We start from the raw sequence: 24,239 nt of genomic DNA, 5'->3' as shown, positions 1-24,239 counted from the left end.
AGGCCGGCGACGTCACAAGCTGTCCCAAACACCGGGGCGCGGGCCACCCTGCGACGTCCTGTTCCGGAGGTCGTCCTCGGCACCCTGCCTGCGGGTCCTCGGCGTATCCTTCGCGGCAAGGCGCCGGAGCCCACAATAAAACCCCTCGACGAAACTCACCTGGCCTCGGCGCCGTCTGCTCGCGGTCCCGGCCGCTCCCGCCGCCCGCAAGCGGGGGCCGGGGCGAAGGTCCCCAGCCAGGGAGCTGCGCTCCATTTCCCGCCGCCGGGTGCGAGCCTGCGCGCTGCGGACGAGCAGCTGACGGCCCGCGTTTCGGCGGACAGGTTCGGAACGTCGGGCCTCGTCGGTCGGACGGCCTGGCAAGCGCCGCGGTCGAATCCGGGCCACGGCAGGGGGACGACGCGGACTTCCTGGAGACGAGCAGTCTCGCCACGGACAAGCGGGCTCGCCCGCAAACCGGGGCCGGTCCATCTTCGCACGCTAGCCTTGCCGGTATCCGACCTGCAACTGCCGGGGGATATAATCTGGGGGGCGGACGGCGCTGTCGGGCGGCATCAGACCTGTGCCCCCGAAACGACAGGCGTCGGAGGGATGTGGTCGCAGCTTCGACGACGGGATGGCACCGAGTACGGCCCTCCCCCACACAAAAGGTGACACCGGCGGCGGCCCGCCCATTTCGCAGTTCCTCGCGGCCTGTCGGTGCCTGCTGCTCGGCTCGGTGAACTGACGCTAACCCTGCGCTGCTCGTATGCATCCCCCCCGAGCTCCAACGAAGGGAACCCCCCCGCCCCCCCCGCAGGTGACTGATATCCTTGCATTACGCGCCGATATGGTCGGAATGTCAAGGGCGATGCGGGCCTGGGGCAGCGTCGAATAAGAATCCTGCACGCGACAACCGGGGCGCTCGCGGAATGGCCGTTGTGTGCCGTCGGTACCTCTTCGATCCCTCCGCTCCTCATGCCGCGCATAATGGCCACACGCCCCATGCACAAAATACCCGGCCCCGTCTCCGCCGGCGGCTCCGCTCGGCGGGCGCCCGCCCCACCTGCGCGCGAGTCCTGGGTATACGCCCGCCTGCTCACCGATGTCACCAACGGTACCCCTTCACGCCCGTTTGGCCGATCGGCCGTCGCCCTCGGCCCTGGGCGTGCTGGCCCTGCGTCTGTCCGCAGGGCCGGGCAGCTCAAGGCCCAAAGGTCCCGGCGTTCCTCGCAGTAGTCCAGTGGAGACCCGTAGCTGGTGCATCTCACCAGCGCCCACGGTCAGTTCGGGACCTGTCTTCTCGCGCATCCCGCGGCCACTTCCTCGGCCAGGGCCGCGCGAAGGGTACGGGGGCGGGGCACGGCCACCGCAGATGTATCTGACTACTCGGCGACCCCGGCGGCGTCGAGACCTTCGCCGGGCTGCGCTGGCCGGCAGTATGCTGGCCTGCACTGCTCGGCGCCTTGCTCCGCGCCGGGACCGGCGGGCCTGGTCAGTCTCACGCCTGGACCGTGGCCCTCAACGACGAGGCTGGTGTGGCGGCTTCGCCAAAACAACTCCGCGTGGGCCGGGCCCGCCACCTCGTCCAGGACTGAGCACGCTGATCGCGGGCCGCCGCCCCCCCCCGGCTCCCGCCCCCCCACGCCCGTCAGGATTGGCGCCCCGCGAGCGAAGTCGCCGCGCGCCCCAAGCCCTTCGGCTGGCGTGCAGCGGTCGCCCGGGCTCGTGTCGCTCGCCGCCGGCCGCCCGGGGACCGCTCGTCGCGCGTCGCCTGGGGCGCCCCGCTGATCGGCTGCGGGGCCGAGCCCCCCACCCACCGACTGGAGCTCGGCCGGGAAACCCGGTCCACCCACAGGTCCCGGCGTCGTCGCCGAGGCACCGTCCACGACCACAACACCGCCGATACCAGCTGCCCCCTATTATCCCCCCGCCACCCCTGGCTAGCGCCGGCGGTCCTGCCTCTACGGCCCCTCCCACCCCCCATCCCACCTTCACCGCGCTGGTGCGCGGCTAAGCGGAGTAAGCTTGCTAGGGCGTAAGAGGCCCCTGGGCGGGGGCCGCGACCGGCGCTCGGACCCGTCGTCCGCAGATCCTGCATCGGCTCCGGCGCCGACCAGGCCGCCCGGTGGCGGGTACGCCGTGGCTTCGTCCTCGTCCCCTCGACGACGGGGCCAAGGCGATGGGCGCCGCCCTGGACGACCACACCGGGCCGGACCCCGCTAAGCCAGAGGGCGCACCGCGCCTTGTAGCGCGGGTGGACGCCAGGTCGCCCCGGTACCGTCGGCGCCGACGGGGCGGTCGCCGCTGCCCGTCGGCCTCCGGTCCCGGCAGGAGCCCGCGACACCCTGCCCGCGGCGTCCGGCGGCCGCGTCCTGCGCCTCGCCGACAGGGCGGGCCCGGCTGGCACACCCACCCTCGACGGCAAGGGAGCTTTCAAGGCCGCACCACTGTCCGACGGCTCGGGCCATCAGGGTTTTCGAAAACTCCCCGCGGCGGCGGGAAGCTGACGCTCTCCTTACGAGACGCCGTCTAACACCGGGACCGAACTGGTTTGTGGACCCAGGCGCTGCCATGGCGTCGTCCTGGTCGTCCTCGCCCTGACGCGGCTCCGTCGCCGGAAAGTCGACGTACGGAAAAAACCCTGACCAGAGGCCGGTGGACGGCCGCACTGGCCCTCGTAGTCTCTCCGACACCGCAGGGCACCCTCCCCTCCCCCCCTCCCTCCCCCGGCCTCGGTCCCCACCACCCCCCCTCCCTCCCCCCCCCCCCCCCTGGCGGGCGAGGGCCGCCGGGCCCGCCGGCTGCGCGCACCGTCCACCCCGCTTTCCACGTTCCCCCCCCGAGACGCGCCGCCGGCGGGCCGTTCGACGCGCGCCGGAACGGCCCAAACCCCCGCCCGTACGCCGGAGGACCCCTACGCCCAGCCGCGGCAGGCACCCGTACGCTGTGCCCCTGCAGCCCTAACGCCCCAGGCCCCGCGGCCGGGGCTGGACGCGTACTACGGGGCAGCAACAGGCCGTACCAGGCAAAGGCGGCGTATACGGCAACGGCCTACGCGGAGCAGGCGTACTACCGACGGACGTTACAGGCCGCACGAACCCCTACACGCAGGGACTGGCGCCTACGACCCCTGTACGGCTACGGAACCGCAGCTACGACAGCGACTCCTCCTCCCCCCCCCCCTCCCCCCACCCCCTCCCCCCGCGCCCTCTCCCAGCCCCACCTAGCCCACGGGCCGACGGTGCCCGCCGCTGACGGACAAGCGCAGGCAGTAGCAGTGAAGCGCTACGACCCTGCTCCCTGTTCGCGGACTCCCTCACCGCGCAACCCTCCTGCGGCGCTCGCGCCCGCCGTCACACGCGTCGCCGTTGGCTCCGCAGGGGCCGTCGCAGGACACCGGCACCGCCGCGCACCGGGCTGCGGCCCGCCGCCCGGATGACGGTCCAGCACACGTCCGCAGCTACTAGCCCGGCAGTCCACACCCTCTCGGATCGTCGGCCGAGACGACGTACACAGCCTACAGTGGCCGGGGGGGCGAGCCGGGGCGAGACCAAGGGCCGGGCCGGCCCGTTGCTGCCCGCGCGGACAGCCAAGAAGTAAGGACGGGAAAGACGGTCCTCTCCCTCAAGGCGCCGGGCAGGCCCGTGACCGCCACCACCGAACCGCTTCCCGTACGCCACCGCCCGATCGGCTCGGCCGAACCCGGGGCGCTGGCCCCGGGTCGGAGGATGCAGCAGGACCACCACGATTACGCACACGTCCTTGGTCCAGCGGACGCGGGCCTTGCAGGGGCTGACGTGCAACGGCACGACACCTCGTCGCCCACCATTCTGGGTTTCCGGGCGGTGCATACGGCCAAGGGCCGCCAGGAATACGTCCACCTGAACAACCCCGAACGGCACCACGGGCCGCTCGTCGTCGACCTGGAGATCTTACAGGCAAGGACTGCCGCGGCGCCGCCCCCACCGGGCGGAGGGCGTTCACCGTTTCCGCCGCGCTCCACCGTGCCCGTGCTGCTGACCACGCTCCCCGAAGGGACGTCCGAACCCGGGGTTCGGACACGAGGGCGACCCACCCTCCACGTGGCCGCCCGGATCCGGCCGGTTTGGGGCGCCGCGGTGCAGTCCAACGGACGACAGGCTGGGCGGCGACTGGCTGACGGCTAACGGACGCCGGGACGGCCCCCCTTCCCCGCTCACCAACACGCGTAGACTCCCGGGCCATCCGGCCGATCGCCAGTCCGTACGCTCGTCGGCCTTCGCGCCCGGCTCGGTACAGAGCCGTAATGTGACGCTACGTGCTGGCGGGGCCCGGCGGTTCCATCCGGACGGCGGCATGAGGACGCTGCACGTCAAAGAGCGGGGATGACCGCCTCGGCCTCGATCTGGGCGCTCATCCAAGGCGCGAACCGGGCATCGCTGTTGCTGGGACGTCGAGGGCGGCGGTCCCCTTCACAACCGCCGGGTGCGGGTTTGACCCCGGGGCAAGTGGGGACAAACAGCGAGACCGCGTTCGTCCCAGCCGTCCGGCCGATCGTCAACCTGGGGGCGGAATACGTGGCGGACGCCCGGGCGAAGGGGACGACGCTCTCGCTCGCACCGACCCCGGAGAAGGACCTGCGCAGGGTTCAAGAGTGGTCGCCTCGGCGGGCACAGCGAGGGCACGGATCGGCGGACTCCGCACGTACACACCGTCAAGGGCGGCACCACGCTGACGCGTCGAGCCGCCGAAGCCGGATTTGGGGGGCAAGGGAGTGTGTGGGCACGGTGAGAGTGGAGAGAAGGTGTACGGCTTCGGCACCGCGTAAGCAACGAGTTCACCGGATGCGTGCGCCACTGCCCAAGGACGGCGTCCCGTTACGGCGTTCACCCGTCCAGCCAGCTGCACGAAGACACGATCCACGGTGGAGGTCACGAAGATACCGTCAGGAACTGTCGGCCGTCAACCGATGAGGGACGGCGGATCACAAGTACACGACCGGGTAAAGTTAGAGCCGGGAGTCCGGACCGACTCGGGGGCCAGGCCCAGGCAGTTCGGCGACCCTGCTCGTGACCACGACCTCGTGCACAGCAGGGCCCCGCTATCGTCGCGGCTCTTGGTGCGGACTCTCCACGAGGGCGGCGGTTAGACACACGATCCGGTTGGAGGACGGTGTCTCCCCGTGGGGCCGCTGACCGCGTAACGGCCGAGCGGCACGGAACATCGCCGGCCGAGGGAACTCCCGGGGGGCTCGCCGTCGCTCGCCCGGGACGGGGCACCTCACGCACCGAAGATCCTATCCAGTCCACCGACGCCATCTTCGGACAGCGGTCGCTCCAGCGCTCCGCCAAGTCGTGGAACCAGCCGTCGACGAAGCTCTCCGCACGGCTCACGACAGCGGCACCGCGCGGAAGGCGACGGCCGCGCCACATGCCGCGGCCGTGTGCCGGTCGCGGTGGCGCGGGCGCGGGCCCGCCGGGCTGGGTTCGCCGCCGGCGGCGGCCGGTGGCGGTACGGGCTGTCCATCACTCCGAGGGTATCCGCCGCCCGGCCGTGCACGCGCCGTAGCCGCGCATCTCATCGGATGTCGCCCGATGAGCGTTCCCGGCCATGCTTGCGATCGGATAAAGCCACCCACGAGACCGGTGATCACATGCCGAATGACACTATGGTGGCCGGGTGATGACCAAGTCCCAGGATCGCGCCTCCCGTCCCCGATCGCTCCCCGCGCAGGTCAGCCAGGCGGTTCGGGGCCGGTGTCCACGGGACGCTCCGGCACGACACGGAGGGGTGAGCCAGGAGTGAGTCGTCGCGGCCCGCTCAAGAGTGCGGTACCGTCCAACGTCGTGAGCCCTGTACGTCGCTGTTCGCGCACCGCGTGCGGCCGCCCGGCCGTGGCGACGCTGACGTACGTCTACGCCGATTCGACCGCGGTCCTCGGCCCGCTCGCCACCTACGCCGAGCCCCACTGCTACGACCTGTGCGCCGAGCACTCCGAGCGCCTGACCGCCCCGCGCGGCTGGGACGTCGTCCGCCTCGCCGTGGACTCCGGCCCCGCCCGCCCCAGCAGTGACGACCTCGAAGCATTGGCCAACGCCGTGCGCGAGGCGGCCCGTCCGCTTCCGCAGGAGCGCGCCGCGAGCCCGGGCGCCGGGCCGGGCATCGGCCCCGTCGGACCGAGCACCCGCGAGGTCAACCCGATGGAGGTGGCCCGCCGGGGCCACCTCAGGGTCCTGCGCTCGCCCGACTCCTGACGGCCCGTGGACCGCGGGCGGCCGTCGCATGACGCTCCGTCGTCCGCTGTTCGCACGCCGTCCACCACCGGTTCCCGGCCGGACGGGCGTCCGCCGTCCGGATTGTCGGTCCCGCCAGGTAGGTTGGGGTCCCTGTTCCAGGACTCCAGGAGGGTTGACCGTGGCCGATCTGTCGCAGCTCGTGAAGGCCTACGACGTGCGTGGTGTGGTCCCCGACCAGTGGGACGAGAAGCTCGCCCGACTCTTCGGTGCCGCCTTCGTCGAGGTGACGGGCGCCGCCGCGATCGTCGTCCGGGCACGACATGCGCCCCTCCTCGCCCGGCCTCAACGCGCGCCTTCGCCCGGGGGCGGCCGACCGCGGGGCCGACGTCACCGAGATCGGCCCTCTGCTCCAACGACCAGCTGTACTTCGCCAGCGGTCACCTGGACCTGCCCGGTGCCATGTTCACCGCCAGCCACAACCCCCGCCCAGTACAACGGCATCAAGATGTGCCGCGCCGGTGCCGCCCCCGTCGGCCAGGACAACCGGCCTGGCCGAGATCCCGCGCCCTCGTCGAGGGCTGGACGGAGGCGGGGCGCCCGAGGCCGTCGGCCCGGCCGGGCACGATCACGCAGCGGGACACCCTCGCGGACTACGGCCGGCTACCTGTGCTCCCTGGTGGGACCTCGCCCGCATCCGCCCGCTGAAGGTCGTGGTCGACGCGGGCAACGGCATGGGCGGGCACACCGTGCCCACCGTCCTGGAGGGCCTGCCGATCGACCTGGTCGCGCTCTACTTCGAGCTCGACGGCACCTTCCCCAACCACGAGGCCAACCCCCTCGACCCGAAGAACCTGTCGACCTCCAGGCCAAGGTCCGCGAGACCGGCGCCGACATCGGCCTCGCCTTCGACGGCGACGCGGACCGCTGCTTCGTCGTCGACGAGCGCGGCGAGCCGGTCTCCCCGTCCCGCCATCACCGCCCTCGTCGCCGCCCGCGAGCTCGCCAAGCACCCCGGCGGCACCGTCATCCACAACCTCATCACCTCCCACTCGGTGCCCGAGGTCGTCCGCGAGCACGGCGGCGAGCCCGTCCGCACCCCGCGTGGGGCACTCCTTCATCAAGCAGAAATGGCCCGCACCGGCGCCATCTTCGGCGGCGAGCACTCCGCCCACTACTACTTCCGCGACTTCTGGAACGCCGACACCGGCATGCTCGCCGCGCTCCACGTCCTCGCCGCCCTCGGCGAGCAGGCCGGCCCGCTCTCCGAGCTCGTCGCCTCCTACGACCGCTACGCCGCCTCCGGCGAGATCAACAGCACCGTCGCCGACCAGCCCGGCCGGATGGCGGCGGTCGAGGCCGCTATGCCGGCCGGGAAGATGTCACCGTCGACGGGCTCGACGGCCTCACCGTCACCACCCCCGACTGGTGGTTCAACCTCCGCGCGTCCAACACCGAACCCCTCCTGCGGCTCAACGTCGAGGCCGCGACGCCGCGACGGTCGCCCGCGTCCGCGACGAGGTCCTGGCCGTCGTCCGGGCCTGACGCCCGTCACCCCGGTGGGGCCACGCGGCGCGTGGCCCCACGGCCCGGCGGTACCCTGACCGCACAGCCTGACCGCTGCAGCCCGACCGCACGAAGACGCACACCTCCCGAAGGGAACCCCCATGCCGCTCGAAGCCGGCCTCCTGGAGATCCTCGCCTGCCCGGCGTGCCACGCCCCCCTCCGCGAAGAAGCGGGCGCCTCCGACGAGACCGCCGAGCTGGTGTGCACGAGCGACGGCTGCGCCCTGGCGTACCCCCGTCCGCGACGGCATCCCCGTCCTGCTGGTGGACGAGGCCCGCCGCCCCGCCTGACCCACCGCGCGTACCCGACGGCGATCGGAGACTGATCAACGGTGTTCGACGAGTCACTGCTGGACGACCCCGACGCCCTGTCCCGCGCGGACGTCCACGGCCTCCTGCGCGGCGCGGCCGAATCCGGCGCCCGCGTGCGCACAGGCCGCCCGCAACGCCGACGAGGCGGGCGGTCGGCCGCCCTGAGCCCGGACGGCCGCCCGCGTGCCGTCCTCGTGGCCCGGCCCCGGCCCGGCCGCCGGCTCCACCGGCGGACCTGCTGGCCGCCCTGTGCGGCGGGCAGCTGCCCGGTCACTCCCCTCCGCCCGGCCGGCGTCGCCCCGGCCCCCGGCGCCCTGGCGCTGGACGCCTCCCCGGCTGGACGGGCCCGCTCGACCTCCTGCTCGTCGTCAGCCCGGACGGCACCGAGCCGGGCCTGGCCCTGCCTGCTGGAGGGCGCCTACCGGCGCGGCTGCTCGGTGGTCTGCGTCTCCCCGGCCGGCTCACCGCTCGCCGACGCCACCGCCCAGGTCCGCGGCCTGGCCATCCCGCTGACCAGCACCCCGTACGAGGCCACGATGGCCGGTGACGACGCCCCGCGGAACGCGGACGGCGTCCTGCCGACCGGCCCCGGCACCCTCTGGTCGCTGCTCACACCCGCTGCTCGTGCTCGCCGACCGCATCGGCCTGCTCGACGCCCCGGCCGGCGCGCGTCGCCGCACTCGCCGACCGGCTCGACGAGCTGGCCGAGCGCTGCGGCCCGGCGATCGCCACCTACAGCAACCCGGCCAAGACCCTGGCCGCCGAGCTCGCCGACACCCTCCCGCTCATCTGGACCGAGGGCGACCTCGCCGCCGCGGCCGGCCGGCGCTTCGCCACCGTCCTGGCCGCGCTCGCCGGCCGCCCCGCGCTCGCCGCCGAGCTGCCCGAGGCGCTCACCGCCCACGGCACCCTGCTCTCCGGCGCGTTCGCCGCCGGAGCGGACCCGGAGGACTTCTTTCCCGCGACCGGGTCGAGGACCCCGAGGCGCTGCACGCCCGGTCGTCCTCCTCCGCGAGCGCGCACCGGCCGTCACCTCACCGGCCCCCGGCGCCCGCGACCCTCGCCCTCCACCGCGGCACGCCCATCAGCGAACTGGAGGCGGACGAGGACGGGACACCGCTGGAGACCGCGGCCGAGCTGCTGGCCGTCACCGACTTCGCCGCCGTCTACCTGGCCCTCGCCGGCACCCCTAGCGGGCCGCGCGAGCCGGCCCGACCCGTACGAACACGTCAGGAACCGCCTCATGGACCGCCTCGCCAACACCGTGCGCCCCTACGCCTGGGGCTCCACCACCGCGATCCCCGAGCTCCTCGGCACGCCGGTGACCGGTGAGCCGCAGGCCGAGCTGTGGCTGGGCGCCCACCCCGGCGCCCCGTCCCGCGTCGACCGCGGGGACGGCCCCCGGTCCCTCTCCGACGTCGTCGCCGCCGACCCGCACGGCGAGCTCGGCGCCGCCTCCGTCCGGGAGTTCGGCCCCACCCTGCCGTTCCTGCTCAAGCTGCTGGCCGCCGCCGCCCCGCTCTCGCTCCAGGTGCACCCCGACCGGGCCGGCGCCGCCGCCGGCTTCACCGCCGAGGAGGCCCTCGGCATCCCCCTCGACGCCCCGCACCGCAACTACAAGGACACGAACCACAAGCCCGAACTCCTCTGCGCCCTCACCCCGTTCGACGGCCTGTGCGGCTTCCGCGACCCGGCCGCGACGGCGGACCTGCTCGCCGCCCTCGACGTCGATTCGCTCAAGCCGTACGTGGACCTGCTGCACGCCCATCCGGAGACCCGACGCCCTGCGCGAGGTCCTCACCGCGCCGTCCTCACCGCCGACCGCGCGGCCATGGCGGAGACCGCCGTCGCCGCCGGCGCCGCGGCCGAGCGGCTGGCCGGGCAGGAGGGCCCGCACCGGGGCGACTACGCCGCCTACGCGTTCGTCGCCCGGCACTACCCCGGCGAGCCCGGCGTCGTCGCGGCCATGCTCCTCAACCACGTACGGCTCCAGCCCGGCGAGGCGCTCTACCTCGGCGCCGGGGTGCCGCACGCCTACCTCGACGGACTCGGCGTCGAGATCATGGCCAACTCCGACAACGTGCTGCGCTGCGGGCTGACACCCAAGCACATCGACGTCCCCGAACTGCTGCGCGTCGTCCGCTTCGAGCCGAGCGTCCCGGGGGTGCTGCGCCCGGAGGCGGGGCCGGACGGCGAGGAGGTCTACGCCACGCCCGTCGACGAGTTCCGCCTCTCCCGGTACGTACGGCCCGTCGGCGCCCCGCCGCACCCGCTGGACGCGCGCGCCCCGCAGATCCTCCTGTGCACCGGCGGCACGGCCCTCCTCCGGGGTGACGACGGCTCCGAACTGTCGCTCGCGCAAGGGGAGTCCGCCTTCGTCCGGGCCGGTGAGCACGCCGTGCTCGACGGCGCGGGCACGCTCTTCCGTGCCACCGTGGCGGTCTGACCGCCGCTGCTCCCGCCGTGTCTGCTGCGACAATGGCCCGCCGAAAGCGGCAAAGAAACAGCAAAGGACAACGACTGCGTATGAGTGCTCAAGGCGGGACCAAGGCCATCGTCGCCGCGCTGGGGGCCAACCTGGCCATCGCCGTGGCGAAGTTCGTCGCCTTCGCTTTCAGCGGGTCGTCGTCGATGCTCGCCGAGGGCGTGCACTCGGTCGCCGACTCCGGCAACCAGGCGCTGCTGCTGCTCGGCGGGAAGAAGGCCCGGCGGGCGGCGAGCGAGGAGCACCCCTTCGGCTACGGTCGCGAGCGCTACATCTACGGCTTCCTCGTCTCCATCGTCCTGTTCACCATCGGCGGCGTCTTCGCGCTCTACGAGGGCTACGAGAAGATCCGCGAGCCGCACGAGCTGGACAACTGGTACTGGCCGGTCGGCGTGCTCGTCTTCGCCGTCGTCGCGGAGGGCTTCTCCTTCCGCACGGCGGTCAAGGAGTCGAACGAGCTGCGGGGCCGGCAGTCGTGGGGCCAGTTCATCCGCACGGCCAAGGCGCCCGAGCTCCCCGTGGTCCTGCTGGAGGACTTCGGCGCGCTGGTCGGCCTCGTCCTCGCGCTGCTCGGCGTCACCCTCACCATCGCGACCGGCGACGGGGTCTGGGACGGCATCATGCCGTCCCAGACCCCGTCGCCGGTCGCGATGGTGAGGGTGACGCCGAGCAGCGCGAGGACGAGGCCGACCAGCGCGCCGAAGGTCCTCCAGCAGGACCACGGGGAGCTCGGGCGCCTTGGCCGTGCGGATGAACTGGCCCCACGACTGCCGGCCCCGCAGCTCGTTCGACTCCTTGACCGCCGTGCGGAAGGAGAAGCCCTCCGCGACGACGGCGAAGACGAGCACGCCGACCGGCCAGTACCAGTTGTCCAGCTCGTGCGGCTCGCGGATCTTCTCGTAGCCCTCGTAGAGCGCGAAGACGCCGCCGATGGTGAACAGGACGATGGAGACGAGGAAGCCGTAGATGTAGCGCTCGCGACCGTAGCCGAAGGGGTGCTCCTCGCTCGCCGCCCGCCGGGCCTTCTTCCCGCCGAGCAGCAGCAGCGCCTGGTTGCCGGAGTCGGCGACCGAGTGCACGCCCTCGGCGAGCATCGACGACGACCCGCTGAAAGCGAAGGCGACGAACTTCGCCACGGCGATGGCCAGGTTGGCCCCCAGCGCGGCGACGATGGCCTTGGTCCGCCTTGAGCACTCATACGCAGTCGTTGTCCTTTGCTGTTTCTTTGCCGCTTTCGGCGGGCCATTGTCGCAGCAGACACGGCGGGAGCAGCGGCGGTCAGACCGCCACGGTGGCACGGAAGAGCGTGCCCGCGCCGTCGAGCACGGCGTGCTCACCGGCCCGGACGAAGGCGGACTCCCCTTGCGCGAGCGACAGTTCGGAGCCGTCGTCACCCCGGAGGAGGGCCGTGCCGCCGGTGCACAGGAGATCTGCGGGGCGCGCGCGTCCAGCGGGTGCGGCGGGGCGCCGACGGGCCGTACGTACCGGGAGAGGCGGAACTCGTCGACGGGCGTGGCGTAGACCTCCTCGCCGTCCGGCCCCGCCTCCGGGCGCAGCACCCCCGGGACGCTCGGCTCGAAGCGGACGACGCGCAGCAGTTCGGGGACGTCGATGTGCTTGGGTGTCAGCCCGCAGCGCAGCACGTTGTCGGAGTTGGCCATGATCTCGACGCCGAGTCCGTCGAGGTAGGCGTGCGGCACCCCGGCGCCGAGGTAGAGCGCCTCGCCGGGCTGGAGCCGTACGTGGTTGAGGAGCATGGCCGCGACGACGCCCGGGTCGCCGGGGTAGTGCCGGGCGACGAACGCGTAGGCGGCGTAGTCGCCCGGTGCGGGCCCTCCTGCCCGGCAGCCGCTCGGCCGCGGCGCCGGCGGCGACGGCGGTCTCCGCCATGGCCGCGCGGTCGGCGGTGAGGACGGCGGTGAGGACCTCGCGCAGGGCGTCGGTCTCCGGATGGGCGTGCAGCAGGTCCACGTACGGCTTGAGCGAATCGACGTCGAGGGCGGCGAGCAGGTCCGCCGTCGCGGCCGGGTCGCGGAAGCCGCACAGGCCGTCGAACGGGGTGAGGGCGCAGAGGAGTTCGGGCTTGTGGTTCGTGTCCTTGTAGTTGCGGTGCGGGGCGTCGAGGGGGATGCCGAGGGCCTCCTCGGCGGTGAAGCCGGCGGCGGCGCCGGCCCGGTCGGGGTGCACCTGGAGCGAGAGCGGGGCGGCGGCGGCCAGCAGCTTGAGCAGGAACGGCAGGGTGGGGCCGAACTCCCGGACGGAGGCGGCGCCGAGCTCGCCGTGCGGGTCGGCGGCGACGACGTCGGAGAGGGACCGGGGGCCGTCCCCGCGGTCGACGCGGGACGGGGCGCCGGGGTGGGCGCCCAGCCACAGCTCGGCCTGCGGCTCACCGGTCACCGGCGTGCCGAGGAGCTCGGGGATCGCGGTGGTGGAGCCCCAGGCGTAGGGGCGCACGGTGTTGGCGAGGCGGTCCATGAGGCGGTTCCTGACGTGTTCGTACGGGTCGGGCCGGCTCGCGCGGCCCGCTAGGGGGTGCCGGCGAGGGCCAGGTAGACGGCGGCGAAGTCGGTGACGGCCAGCAGCTCGGCCGCGGTCTCCAGCGGTGTCCCGTCCTCGTCCGCCTCCAGTTCGCTGATGGGCGTGCCGCGGTGGAGGGCGAGGTCGCGGGCGCCGGGGGCCGGTGAGGTGACGGCCGGTGCGCGCTCGCGGAGGAGGACGACCCGGGCGTGCAGCGCCTCGGGGTCCTCGACCCGGTCGCGGAAGAAGTCCTCCGGGTCCGCTCCGGCGGCGAACGCGCCGGAGAGCAGGGTGCCGTGGGCGGTGAGCGCCTCGGGCAGCTCGGCGGCGAGCGCGGGGCGGCCGGCGAGCGCGGCCAGGACGGTGGCGAAGCGCCGGCCGGCCGCGGCGGCGAGGTCGCCCTCGGTCCAGATGAGCGGGAGGGTGTCGGCGAGCTCGGCGGCCAGGGTCTTGGCCGGGTTGCTGTAGGTGGCGATCGCCGGGCCGCAGCGCTCGGCCAGCTCGTCGAGCCGGTCGGCGAGTGCGGCGAGCGCGCCGGCCGGGGCGTCGAGCAGGCCGATGCGGTCGGCGAGCACGAGCAGCGGGGTGAGCAGCGACCAGAGGGTGCCGGGGGCCGGTCGGCAGGACGCCGTCCGCGTTCCGCGGGGGCGTCGTCACCGGCCATCGTGGCCTCGTACGGGGTGCTGGTCAGCGGGATGGCCAGGCCGCGGACCTGGGCGGTGGCGTCGGCGAGCGGTGAGCCGGCCGGGGAGACGCAGACCACCGAGCAGCCGCGCCGGTAGGCGGCCTCCAGCAGCAGGGCCAGGCCCGGCTCGGTGCCGTCCGGGCTGACGACGAGCAGGAGGTCGAGCGGGCCCGTCCAGCCGGGGAGCGTCCAGCGCAGGGCGCCGGGGGCCGGGGCGACGCCGGCCGGGCGGAGGGGAGTGACCGGGCAGCTGCCGCCGCACAGGGCGGCCAGCAGGTCCGCGGTGGAGCCGGCGGCCGGGCCGGGGCCGGCCACGAGGACGGCACGCGGGCGGCCGTCCGGGCTCAGGGCGCCGACGCCCGCCTCGTCGGCGTTGCGGGCGGCCGTGCGCACGCGGGCGCCGGATTCGGCCGCGCCGCGCAGGAGGCCGTGGACGTCCGCGCGGGACAGGGCGTCGGGGTCGTCCAGCAGTGACTCGTCGAACACCGTTGATCAGTCTCCGATCGCCGTCGGGTACGCGCGGTGGGTCAGGCGGGGCGGCGGGCCTCGTCCACCAGCAGGACGGGGATGCCGTCGCGGACGGGGTACGCCAGGGCGCAGCCGTCGCTCGTGCACACCAGCTCGGCGGTCTCGTCGGAGGCGCCCGCTTCTTCGCGGAGGGGGGCGTGGCACGCCGGGCAGGCGAGGATCTCCAGGAGGCCGGCTTCGAGCGGCATGGGGGTTCCCTTCGGGAGGTGTGCGTCTTCGTGCGGTCGGGCTGCAGCGGTCAGGCTGTGCGGTCAGGGTACCGCCGGGCCGTGGGGCCACGCGCCGCGTGGCCCCACCGGGGTGACGGGCGTCAGGCCCGGACGACGGCCAGGACCTCGTCGCGGACGCGGGCGACCGTCGCGGCGTCGCGGGCCTCGACGTTGAGCCGCAGGAGGGGTTCGGTGTTGGACGCGCGGAGGTTGAACCACCAGTCGGGGGTGGTGACGGTGAGGCCGTCGAGCCCGTCGACGGTGACATCTTCCCGGCCGGCATAGGCGGCCTCGACCGCCGCCATCCGGCCGGGCTGGTCGGCGACGGTGCTGTTGATCTCGCCGGAGGCGGCGTAGCGGTCGTAGGAGGCGACGAGCTCGGAGAGCGGGCCGGCCTGCTCGCCGAGGGCGGCGAGGACGTGGAGCGCGGCGAGCATGCCGGTGTCGGCGTTCCAGAAGTCGCGGAAGTAGTAGTGGGCGGAGTGCTCGCCGCCGAAGATGGCGCCGGTGCGGGCCATTTCCTGCTTGATGAAGGAGTGCCCCACGCGGGTGCGGACGGGCTCGCCGCCGTGCTCGCGGACGACCTCGGGCACCGAGTGGGAGGTGATGAGGTTGTGGATGACGGTGCCGCCGGGGTGCTTGGCGAGCTCGCGGGCGGCGACGAGGGCGGTGATGGCGGACGGGGAGACCGGCTCGCCGCGCTCGTCGACGACGAAGCAGCGGTCCGCGTCGCCGTCGAAGGCGAGGCCGATGTCGGCGCCGGTCTCGCGGACCTTGGCCTGGAGGTCGACCAGGTTCTTCGGGTCGAGGGGGTTGGCCTCGTGGTTGGGGAAGGTGCCGTCGAGCTCGAAGTAGAGCGCGACCAGGTCGATCGGCAGGCCCTCCAGGACGGTGGGCACGGTGTGCCCGCCCATGCCGTTGCCCGCGTCGACCACGACCTTCAGCGGGCGGATGCGGGCGAGGTCCACCAGGGAGCACAGGTAGCCGGCGTAGTCCGCGAGGGTGTCCCGCTGCGTGATCGTGCCCGGCCGGGCGACGGCCTCGGGCGCCCCGCCCTCCGTCCAGCCCTCGACGAGGGCGCGGATCTCGGCCAGGCCGGTGTCCTGGCCGACGGGGGCGGCACCGGCGCGGCACATCTTGATGCCGTTGTACTGGGCGGGGTTGTGGCTGGCGGTGAACATGGCACCGGGCAGGTCCAGGTGACCGCTGGCGAAGTACAGCTGGTCGGTGGAGCAGAGGCCGATCTCGGTGACGTCGGCCCCGCGGTCGGCCGCGCCCCGGGCGAAGGCGCGCGTGAGGCCGGGCGAGGAGGGGCGCATGTCGTGCCCGACGACGATCGCGGCGGCGCCCGTCACCTCGACGAAGGCGGCACCGAAGAGTCGGGCGAGCTTCTCGTCCCACTGGTCGGGGACCACACCACGCACGTCGTAGGCCTTCACGAGCTGCGACAGATCGGCCACGGTCAACCCCTCCTGGAGTCCTGGAACAGGGACCCCAACCTACCTGGCGGGACCGACAATCCGGACGGCGGACGCCCGTCCCGGCCGGGAACCGGTGGTGGACGGCGTGCGAACAGCGGACGACGGAGCGTCATGCGACGGCCGCCCGCGGTCCACGGGCCGTCAGGAGTCGGGCGAGCGCAGGACCCTGAGGTGGCCCCGGCGGGCCACCTCCATCGGGTTGACCTCGCGGGTGCTCGGTCCGACGGGGCCGATGCCCGGCCCGGCGCCCGGGCTCGCGGCGCGCTCCTGCGGAAGCGGACGGGCCGCCTCGCGCACGGCGTTGGCCAATGCTTCGAGGTCGTCACTGCTGGGGCGGGCGGGGCCGGAGTCCACGGCGAGGCGGACGACGTCCCAGCCGCGCGGGGCGGTCAGGCGCTCGGAGTGCTCGGCGCACAGGTCGTAGCAGTGGGGCTCGGCGTAGGTGGCGAGCGGGCCGAGGACCGCGGTCGAATCGGCGTAGACGTACGTCAGCGTCGCCACGGCCGGGCGGCCGCACGCGGTGCGCGAACAGCGACGTACAGGGCTCACGACGTTGGACGGTACCGCACTCTTGAGCGGGCCGCGACGACTCACTCCTGGCTCACCCCTCCGTGTCGTGCCGGAGCGTCCCGTGGACACCGGCCCCGAACCGCCTGGCTGACCTGCGCGGGGAGCGATCGGGACGGGAGGCGCGATCCTGGGACTTGGTCATCACCCGGCCACCATAGTGTCATTCGGCATGTGATCACCGGTCTCGTGGGTGGCTTTATCCGATCGCAAGCATGGCCGGAACGCTCATCGGGCGACATCCGATGAGATGCGCGGCTACGGCGCGTGCACGGCCGGGCGGCGGATACCCTCGGAGTGATGGACAGCCCCGTACCGCCACCGGCCGCCGCCGGCGGCGAACCCAGCCCGGCGGGCCCGCGCCCGCGCCACCGCGACCGGCACGGCCGCGGCATGCGCGGCCCGATCGCTCCGCCGCAGGTGCCGCTGTCGGTGAGCCGTGCGGAGGCGTTCGTCGACCTGGTCCACGACTCGGCGGAGCGGCTGGAGCGCCGCTGGCCGCAGCTGGCGTCGGTGGACTTCGCGGTGCGTGAGGTGCCCGTCCCGGGCGAGGACGGCGAGCCCCCCGGGGAGTTCCTCGCCGGCGAGTCCGTGCCGCTCGGCCGGTACGTCGCGGCCCACGGGGACCGGCCCGACCGGATCGTGGTCTACCGCCGCCCCGTGGAGATCCGCACCAAGAGCCGCGACGAGCGGGCCCTGCTGGTGCACGAGGTCGTGGTCGAGCAGGTCGCCGAACTGCTGGGGCTGGCCCCCGAGTCGGTCGACCCGCGCTACGGCCAGGACTGAGCCGCCCCCTCAGCGGGTGACGGCCGACAGGTCCTGACGGATCGTCGGGACCTCCACCGTGGAGCGGTCGTCGGGCAGCGGCTGGACGGTGAACGCCGGGACGCCGTCCTTGGGCAGGGCCAGCATCCGGGACGCGTGCACGGGGCCGCCGGACACCTTCTCCACGCTCACCGCCCACACGCCCTTGCCCCCTCCGGGCTTCGGCGGCTCGACCGTCAGCGTGGTGCCGCCCTTGACGGTGTACGTGCGGGAGGCCGCCGAGCCGCCCTCGCTGCCCGCCGAGGCGACCACCTTGACCTGCGCGTCCTTCTCGGGAGCGGCGAGCGAGAGCGTCGTCCCCTTCGCCCGGGCGTCCGCCACGGTGCCCCGGGTGACGATCGGCCGGACGGCGGGGACGAACGCGGTCTCCTGTTTGTCCCCCTTGCCCCGGGTCACCCGCAGCCCGGCGGTGAAGGGGACGCCGCCCTCGGACGTCAGCAACAGCGATCCCGGTTCGCCCTTGGTGAGCGCACCGAGATCGGCCGAGGCGGTCATCCCGCTCTTGACGTGCAGCGCCTCATGACCGGCCGGCCGGATGGAACCGCCGGGCCCCGCCAGCCGGAGCGTCAGATCGGCGTCGTCCGAGCCGGGCGCGAAGGCGACGAGCCGTACGGACGTGGCGTCGGCCGGGATGCCCGGGAGCACCGCGCCCGTCCCGGCGTCCGAGGCCGGCAGCCAGTCGCCGCCCAGCCTGTCGTCGTTGGACTGCACCGCGGCGCCCACCCGGCCGGACCGGGCGGCCACGTGGAGGGTGAGGTCGCCCTCGGTGCCGTCGGACGTCTCGGGGAGCGTGGTCAGCAGCACGGGCACGGTGGAGCGCGGCGGAACGGTGACGCCCTCGCCGGTGGGGGCGGCGACGCGGCCGTCCTTGCCGTAGAGCTCCAGGTCGACGACGGCGGCCGTGGTGGCGTCGGGGTTGGTCAGGTGGACGTAGTCCTGGCGGCCCTTGGCCGTGGCCACGCCCGGGAACCAGAACGAGGTGTCCGGTGCCGTGCACGTCAGCCCCTGCAGCCCGCGTCCGCTGCCGGCGGCGATCGTGGTGGTCTGCTGCACCGTCCAGCCGGGGGCCAGCGCCCCGTCGGCGGAGCCGATCAGGGCGGGGGCGTCGGAGCGGTCGGTGGTGGCGGTCACGGGCCTGCCCGGCGCCTTGAGGGAGAGGACCGGCTTGCCGTCCTTCTTCTTGGCGTCCGCGGCGGGCAGCAGGCCGGCCGCCTTGGTCTCGCCCCGGCCGCCCCCCGGCACGTAGGCGGTGTACGTCGTCTCGCCGACGTCCGAGGAGGTGGGGGCCGGGCAGAGCGCGGACGTGTGCTGGACCGGCATCCGGGCGGCGGCCGCCCGGGGCGCGGCGGTGCCGTCCTGCGACGGCCCGGCGACCACGGCGACGCCGGTGACGGCGGCGAGCGCCGCGGCCGTCGCGAACAGGGAGAGGGTCGTGCGCTTCACTGCTGCTCGCTCCCGTCGCGGCGGGCCCCGTCGGCCCCGCCGTACGTCGTGTCGTAGGGCTGCGTGCCGTAGCCGTACGGGTCGTAGGCGCCGCCCGCGTAGGGGTCGGCGGCCTGATACGTCCCGTCGGGGTAGTACGCCTGCTCCGCGTAGCCGTTGCCGTACGCGCCTTCCTGGTACGGCTGTTGCTGCCCGTAGTACGCGTCCCAGCCCTCGGCGGCGGGGGCCTGGGCGTAGGGCTGCTGGGGCACAGCGGCGTACGGGTCGGCCGACGGCTGGGCGTAGGGGTCCTCCGGCGCCGGGGCCGGTTCCGGCGCGCTCGACGGCCCGCCGGCGGGCGCGGTCTCCGCGGCGGCGCGCAGCCGGCGGGCCCGGCGGCCCTCCCCCGCCACCGCCTGCGCGGGCACGGCCGCGGCCGGTCCCCCGGCCTCTGGCAGGTCGTCGTCGACGTGCCGGCGACGGCCCGGCAGGGCGAGGACGACCAGGACGACGCCGAGCAGCGCCTGGGTCCACACCCAGGCGGTCCGGGTGAACGGCGTCTCGTAGGAGAGCGTCAGCTTCCCGCCGCCGGCGGGGAGTTCGAAACCCTGGGCCCAGCCGTCGACAGTGGTGCGCTTGAGCTCCTTGCCGTCGAGGGTGGCGTGCCAGCCGGGCGCCGCCCTGTCGGCGAGGCGCAGGACGCGGCCGCCGGACCCCGCGGGCAGGGTGGCGCGGGCCTCGACGGGACCGGAGGCGACGGGCAGCGGCGCCGCCCCGTCGGCGACGACGGTGACGCGGGCGACCTGGCGGTCCACCCGCCACAGCGCGGTGCGGCCCTCCTGGCTGAGCCGGGTCAGGCCCGGTGTGGCGTCCAGGGCGGCGCCCATCTCCTTGGCCACGTCGTCGCGGACGAGGACGAAGCCGACGGCGTACCCGGCCAGCCGGGCGGCCTGGTCGGCGCCGGAGCCGGAGGCGAGGTCGGCGACGACGGCGTCGAGCCGCCGGTCGCGGCCCCCGCCCAGGGCCTCGTCGCCCATGCGTACTCCGGAGCCGCGCACCAGCGCGTAGGTGAGGTTGCCGGGCGTACCGCCGAGCACCAGGGTGCGGGCCTGGTCGCGGGTGGTGGCGGCCTCGGCGACGAACGCCGGGACCTGGACCGGGTCCCGCCGCTCCAGCGGGCCGCCCGCGCCGCCCGCCGCCCAGGCGACGGCGGCGACGAGCGGTCCCGCGGCGGCGGCGAGCGCGACGAGCCCGGCGACCGGCTGCCGCCAGCCGAAGCTGCGCGCGGCGACCCGCTCGCGGGCGCCCTCGGCGCCGACCGCGGCGGCCGCGATCAGCGCCAGTCCCTGGACGAGGGTGGCGGGCCCGGCCCACGCGGAGTGGTTGGCGAGAGCCGCACCCAGCATCGCGGTGAGGGCCACGGTCCAGGCGGTGAGGACGACCGGCCGCCGGTCGGCGCGGAGCAGCGCGCCGAGCGCGGCCAGCAGGACGCCGGCCAGCGCCAGCCCGGCGAAGGTCTTCGCCCCGCCGGGGTCGCCGAGGAGCAGGAGCAGCGGGGTGGCCGTGCCGCCCCCGTACTCCGTCCCGGCCTGTCCGAGGAAGTGGCCCGGGTGCGCGAACAGCCCGAACGACCAGGGCGCGAGCACCAGCACGGGGGTCACGGCGACGGCGAGGAACGCCGGGCCGTGGGCCTTGAGCTGCCCGCCGCGGACACGCAGGGCCAGCACGCCCAGGCCCAGGGCGACGGCGATCGGCCACACCAGGGGCGTGAAGGCGGTGGTGACGGTGAGCAGGAGGGCGTATGCCCAGACCGCGCGCCAGGTGGGCCGGGCGCCCGCCGAGCGGAAGCCGCCGGCGGAGACGGCCGCGCGGGCCATGAGCGGCAGCAGGATCGCGAGGACCGCCGTGCCCAGCCGGCCGGCCGCGAGCGCCCCGGTGGTCGCGGGCAGGAAGGCGTAGGCGACGCTGCCCCAGGCCCGCAGCAGCCGGGACTCGACCAGCGGGCGCGAGGCGAAGTAGGCGGTCAGCCCCGCCAGCGGGACCGAGCAGACGAGCAGCAGGGTGAGCGTCAGGTTCACCGAGCCGAGCAGCAGCACCGACAGGGCCGCGAGGACGGCGAGATGGGGCGGGCCGCCGGCGGTGTCACCGGTGCCGACGGGGTGCCAGCCGTCGGCGAAGCGCGACCACAGCCCGCCGACGCCGTCGGGCGGGGGCAGCAGGGCGCCGCCCGACAGCGCGCCGCCGCCGTAGAGCCCCCGGCAGGCGAGGGCGGAGACCAGCAGCAGGAGCGCGAAGAGGACCGGCCCCGGTTTGCGGGCGAGCCGCTTGATCCGGGCGAACTGCTCGATCTCCAGGAAGTCCGCGTCGTCCCCGCCGGGCCCGGATTCGACCGCGCCGTGCCGGCCGGCCGACGACGAGGCCGCGTCCGACCGTCCGCCGAACGCGGCCGTCAGCTGCTCGAACGCCGCGCGCAGGCTCGCACCCGGCGGCGGGAAGAGGGGACGCAGCTCCCTGGCGGGGACCTGCGCCCCGGCCCGCCGCTTGCGGGCGGCGAGGACGCGGCCGGGCCGCAGCAGGACGGCGCCGAGGCCGGTGAGTTCGTCGAGGGCGGAGCCCGGCGCCTTGCCGACGAGATAGCCGAGGACCCGCAGCAGGGTGCCGAGGACGATCCGGAACAGGACGTACGGCAGGGCCGCGCCCCGGGTGTTGGCGAGCAGCGTGTGGACGGCGCCGGCCTTGTCCACCCGGTGCGACGAGAGCGGCTTGCGGCCCGCGCAGTCCACCGGGCGGCGCTCGCGGGAGGCGGCCTCGGCGTGCCGGAGCACGGCGTCGGGCGCGACGAGGACGCGGTGGCCGGCGGCGTGGGCGCGCCAGCAGAAGTCGACGTCGTCGCGCATCAGCGGCAGCCGGGCGTCGAACCCGCCCAATGCCTCCCACACGTCGCGGCGCACCAGCATGCCGGCGCTGGAGACGGAGAGCACGGGGCGCACCTGGTCGTGCTGGCCCTGGTCCTGCTCGCGGCGGTCGAGGCCGGTCCAGCGGCGGCCGCCGCGGGCGATGGCGGCGCCGACCTCCAGCAGCTGCCGGCGGTCGTACCAGCTGCGCAGCTTGGGGCCGACGACGGCGGCGTCCTCGGCGTCGGCGACCCGCAGCAGTTCGTGGAGGGCGGCGGGTTCGGGCGCGCAGTCGTCGTGCAGCAGCCACAGCCACTGGACGGGCTCGCCGGTGGCGCCGCGGCCGTCGAAGTCGGAAGAGTCCTCGCGCCAGCTGCGGCTGACGGGGTCCCAGCCGCTGGAACCGGCGAGGTAGGGCAGGTCGTCGGCGGTGGGCGCCGGGGTGGCGCGCACCGCTTCCTCGACCGCGGTGCCGAAGCCGGACCGGCGGGCGAGGCGCAGGACGCGGTCGTCGCCGAGCACGTCGGCGAGCAGCCGGGCCGAGTCGTCGTCGCTCCCGGTGTCGGCGGCGACCGCCCGCTGGACGGGCCGGTCCTGGCCGAGCAGCCCGGCGAGCGCGTCCGGCAGCCAGCGGGCGCCGTCGTGGGCGACGAGCACGGCGGTGACGACGTGCCGGGGGAACGCCGGGGGGTGGCTGAGGTCGAACGCGTGGGTGCTGTGCGCGGACATCGGGGTACGGGCCCTCCGGCCGGTCGGACGGGAGGCGTGCTCCCGGCGGGACCGCGTGCTGGACTGCGGTGGACGTGTGCGACCCCGGGGAGGGGCGCCGGTGCGTCACGGACGGCACCCCAGACTAGTGGCTGGCAACACGGCGGTCCGCCTCCTGAGTGCGGGGCGCGGGAGGCGGACCGTGCGGTGACGAGCGGGTCTTGGGTTCGGTGCGGGCCGGACGGGGCCTGCCCGGTTCACGCCACCGGGTCATGACGGGCCGTGCGCGGCGTCCGGCCGGACGGCGTCGGCCCTGGTCCGGACGGGACCGGTGCGGGGTGGTGCAGGGTGGTGCGGAAAGCGGTGCGGGATGGTCGCGCAGCCGGTGCGGGCGGCTGACGCTGCCTCGGAGGCCGCGGACCGCGGCTTCAGACCGCGGCCTTCTTCAGGCGGCGGCGCTCGCGCTCGGACAACCCGCCCCAGATGCCGAAGCGTTCGTCGTTGGCGAGAGCGTATTCGAGGCACTCGGAGCGGACTTCACAGGCGAGGCAGACCTTCTTCGCCTCGCGCGTGGAACCGCCCTTCTCCGGGAAGAAGGACTCGGGATCGGTCTGGGCGCAGAGTGCGCGCTCCTGCCAGCCGAGCTCCTCGTCCGCCTCCTCGACCAGCAGTTGCTGAAACAGCTCGGTCATGTGCGCCCCTCGTCTGTCATTGCGTCCCCGTGATGCTGCCGTGATCAGGTACGGCAGAACGACACGAGTGAAATTACAAGTGCGCCGATCCGGGCCAGTCAAGCCGAGATCTGCTATTGGGCCCCTTATTCACTCTGCGGAACCAAGGCCGAGCGGAAAGTTGCCAAATCACCACAAGAGTGGACACATCTCCCGCCCGCCACAAGCGTCCCGGGAGTCCCTCGCCATACAGAGGGACGTCATGGGCGGCAATCCAGTTGCACCGCGGGGGCCGGAGGATGTTTGAGGACCAGGATGCCGGGCGATTGTCCCGCCGCGCGCCAACACAAACCCTTCACCGCGCCCCGTTACCGGATGAGGTGAAAGATTGGCATCAAAACGGACATCCGGTTGACACCATGCGGTCCCTGCCGGTCTCCTTGTCTGCATGCTCGCGACCACACCCGCCCCGTCCGGCCTGACCCGTGCTTTCGGGTCGCGCTGTGCCGTGCAGGCGCGCTGTCGCTGTTCCAGCTGTTGATGCGCTCCGGCTGACGCTTCTCCCCCTCTTTCTTCTCCTTCGCCCTGCCCGTACCCGGGCCGGGTCCTGGCACCGCCTTCCGCCTGCCGCGCTTCGAGGAACCCACTTTTCATGAACAGCGACGTCCAGATCGCCGGCGACCCGCTCGCCCTCCCGCACCTCATGCCCCCGCCGGCCGCCCACCCCGCCACCGTGGCCGAGTTCGCCGGGCTCGCCCGCGCCATCGCCGCCGACCGCGCCGGCTGGTCCCGGCTCGTCCGCTACGACGCCACCAGCCGCTGGTACCGGCGGCTGCGCACCGGCCCCGGCTACGAGGTGTGGCTGCTCAGCTGGGTGCCCGGCCAGGGCAGCGGGCTGCACGACCACGGCCGCTCCTCCGGGGTGCTCACCGTCCTGCAGGGCGAGCTCACGGAGACGCACCGCACTCCGGGGAGCGCGGTCCGGCGCCGTCTCGGCGCCGGCGACCAGCGGGTCTTCGCCCCCGGCCACACCCACGAGGTCGTCAACGACTCGCTGGAGCCGGCCGTCAGCCTCCATGTCTACTTCCCCGGCCTCACGGAGATGCCGCTGCACGACCGGCGCCCCGGGGCCGCCCGGCGCAACTCCCCGGCGCCCGCCCGTTAGTGCACGCCCC

11 protein-coding genes and 7 pseudogenes are annotated in these 24,239 nt (G+C 74.4%); 9 read left to right on the top strand and 9 right to left on the bottom strand.

What is annotated here, in order from left to right; genetic code table 11:
• Positions 1 to 3,710 precede the first annotated feature (3,710 nt).
• The 7 genes and pseudogenes from ABD794_RS18935 to ABD794_RS12610 all read left to right on the top strand — a co-directional run.
• The gene (locus ABD794_RS18935) at positions 3,711 to 4,148 is read left to right on the top strand and encodes a DUF5719 family protein (RefSeq protein WP_425586010.1); all 438 of its coding nucleotides are present in this window, start codon (positions 3,711 to 3,713) and stop codon (positions 4,146 to 4,148) included.
• A gap of 1,614 nt (positions 4,149 to 5,762) precedes the next feature.
• Entirely contained in the window at positions 5,763 to 6,215 is a 453-nt protein-coding gene (locus tag ABD794_RS12635; protein ID WP_344963155.1) for a DUF3499 domain-containing protein, read from the top strand.
• Between the two features lie 160 nt (positions 6,216 to 6,375).
• Positions 6,376 to 7,739: pseudogene (locus tag ABD794_RS12630) on the top strand (phosphomannomutase/phosphoglucomutase).
• Positions 7,740 to 7,861: 122 nt separating this feature from the next.
• Positions 7,862 to 8,051: pseudogene (locus ABD794_RS12625) on the top strand (Trm112 family protein).
• Between the two features lie 41 nt (positions 8,052 to 8,092).
• Positions 8,093 to 9,404: pseudogene (locus ABD794_RS12620) on the top strand (SIS domain-containing protein).
• A complete protein-coding gene (gene manA, locus ABD794_RS12615) occupies positions 9,316 to 10,518 on the top strand; it encodes a mannose-6-phosphate isomerase, class I (RefSeq protein ID WP_344963158.1) in 1,203 nt (400 codons plus the stop codon). Before ABD794_RS12620 ends, manA (ABD794_RS12615) begins: the two are co-directional and overlap by 89 nt.
• An 80-nt stretch (positions 10,519 to 10,598) precedes the next feature.
• Positions 10,599 to 11,177: pseudogene (locus ABD794_RS12610) on the top strand (cation diffusion facilitator family transporter); the annotation flags it as partial.
• Here the strand turns inward: ABD794_RS12610 and ABD794_RS12605 are convergent.
• From ABD794_RS12605 to ABD794_RS12580, 6 genes and pseudogenes are all read right to left on the bottom strand, one after another.
• Positions 11,177 to 11,729 (bottom strand): annotated as a pseudogene (locus tag ABD794_RS12605) (cation diffusion facilitator family transporter); the annotation flags it as partial. The pseudogenes ABD794_RS12610 and ABD794_RS12605 overlap by 1 nt on opposite strands.
• A gap of 106 nt (positions 11,730 to 11,835) precedes the next feature.
• A pseudogene (gene manA, locus ABD794_RS12600) lies at positions 11,836 to 13,032 on the bottom strand (mannose-6-phosphate isomerase, class I).
• A 50-nt stretch (positions 13,033 to 13,082) separates the two neighbouring features.
• Positions 13,083 to 14,245, bottom strand: a pseudogene (locus ABD794_RS12595) (SIS domain-containing protein).
• A 41-nt stretch (positions 14,246 to 14,286) separates the two neighbouring features.
• The gene (locus tag ABD794_RS12590) at positions 14,287 to 14,475 is read right to left on the bottom strand and encodes a Trm112 family protein (RefSeq protein ID WP_344030492.1); all 189 of its coding nucleotides are present in this window, start codon (positions 14,473 to 14,475) and stop codon (positions 14,287 to 14,289) included.
• Positions 14,476 to 14,597: 122 nt separating this feature from the next.
• The gene (locus ABD794_RS12585; protein WP_344963157.1) at positions 14,598 to 15,956 is read right to left on the bottom strand and encodes a phosphomannomutase/phosphoglucomutase; all 1,359 of its coding nucleotides are present in this window, start codon (positions 15,954 to 15,956) and stop codon (positions 14,598 to 14,600) included.
• 162 nt (positions 15,957 to 16,118) lie between these two features.
• The gene (locus ABD794_RS12580; RefSeq protein WP_344963155.1) at positions 16,119 to 16,571 is read right to left on the bottom strand and encodes a DUF3499 domain-containing protein; all 453 of its coding nucleotides are present in this window, start codon (positions 16,569 to 16,571) and stop codon (positions 16,119 to 16,121) included.
• Positions 16,572 to 16,844: 273 nt separating this feature from the next.
• On the opposite strand from ABD794_RS12580, the gene ABD794_RS12575 reads away from it, so the two are divergent.
• Positions 16,845 to 17,330: a metallopeptidase family protein gene (locus ABD794_RS12575; RefSeq protein WP_344963164.1), complete on the top strand. Its 486-nt coding sequence runs from the start codon at positions 16,845 to 16,847 to the stop codon at positions 17,328 to 17,330.
• Between the two features lie 9 nt (positions 17,331 to 17,339).
• Here the strand turns inward: ABD794_RS12575 and ABD794_RS12570 are convergent, their stop codons facing one another.
• The 3 genes from ABD794_RS12570 to ABD794_RS12560 all read right to left on the bottom strand — a co-directional run bounded on the left by ABD794_RS12570 (position 17,340) and on the right by ABD794_RS12560 (position 23,085).
• Positions 17,340 to 18,812, bottom strand: a complete 1,473-nt coding sequence (locus ABD794_RS12570; RefSeq protein ID WP_344963153.1) for a DUF5719 family protein — start codon at positions 18,810 to 18,812, stop codon at positions 17,340 to 17,342.
• Positions 18,809 to 22,414: a glycosyltransferase gene (locus ABD794_RS12565; protein ID WP_344963151.1), complete on the bottom strand. Its 3,606-nt coding sequence runs from the start codon at positions 22,412 to 22,414 to the stop codon at positions 18,809 to 18,811. The genes ABD794_RS12570 and ABD794_RS12565 overlap by 4 nt, the downstream gene beginning before the upstream one ends.
• 407 nt (positions 22,415 to 22,821) lie before the next feature.
• Entirely contained in the window at positions 22,822 to 23,085 is a 264-nt protein-coding gene (locus ABD794_RS12560) for a WhiB family transcriptional regulator (RefSeq protein WP_004952403.1), read from the bottom strand.
• Positions 23,086 to 23,716: 631 nt separating this feature from the next.
• On the opposite strand from ABD794_RS12560, the gene ABD794_RS12555 reads away from it, so the two are divergent.
• Entirely contained in the window at positions 23,717 to 24,229 is a 513-nt protein-coding gene (locus ABD794_RS12555) for a cysteine dioxygenase (protein WP_344963149.1), read from the top strand.
• Positions 24,230 to 24,239 lie beyond the last annotated feature (10 nt).

The sequence above is a fragment of the Streptomyces thioluteus genome, assembly GCF_039535865.1.
Note: the sequence above shows the minus strand (reverse complement) of the source record. Positions and strands in the feature narration are given on the sequence as shown.

What these genes read in the sequence shown, in the direction of transcription:
- ABD794_RS18935 (WP_425586010.1), top strand. Translation starts at nt 3,711, where the DNA reads ATGCAGCAGGACCACCACGATTACGCACACGTCCTTGGTCCAGCGGAC.
- manA (WP_344963158.1), top strand. Translation starts at nt 9,316, where the DNA reads ATGGACCGCCTCGCCAACACCGTGCGCCCCTACGCCTGGGGCTCCACC.
- ABD794_RS12590 (WP_344030492.1), bottom strand. Translation starts at nt 14,475, where the DNA reads ATGCCGCTCGAAGCCGGCCTCCTGGAGATCCTCGCCTGCCCGGCGTGC.
- ABD794_RS12575 (WP_344963164.1), top strand. Translation starts at nt 16,845, where the DNA reads ATGGACAGCCCCGTACCGCCACCGGCCGCCGCCGGCGGCGAACCCAGC.
- ABD794_RS12565 (WP_344963151.1), bottom strand. Translation starts at nt 22,414, where the DNA reads ATGTCCGCGCACAGCACCCACGCGTTCGACCTCAGCCACCCCCCGGCG.
- ABD794_RS12560 (WP_004952403.1), bottom strand. Translation starts at nt 23,085, where the DNA reads ATGACCGAGCTGTTTCAGCAACTGCTGGTCGAGGAGGCGGACGAGGAG.
- ABD794_RS12555 (WP_344963149.1), top strand. Translation starts at nt 23,717, where the DNA reads ATGAACAGCGACGTCCAGATCGCCGGCGACCCGCTCGCCCTCCCGCAC.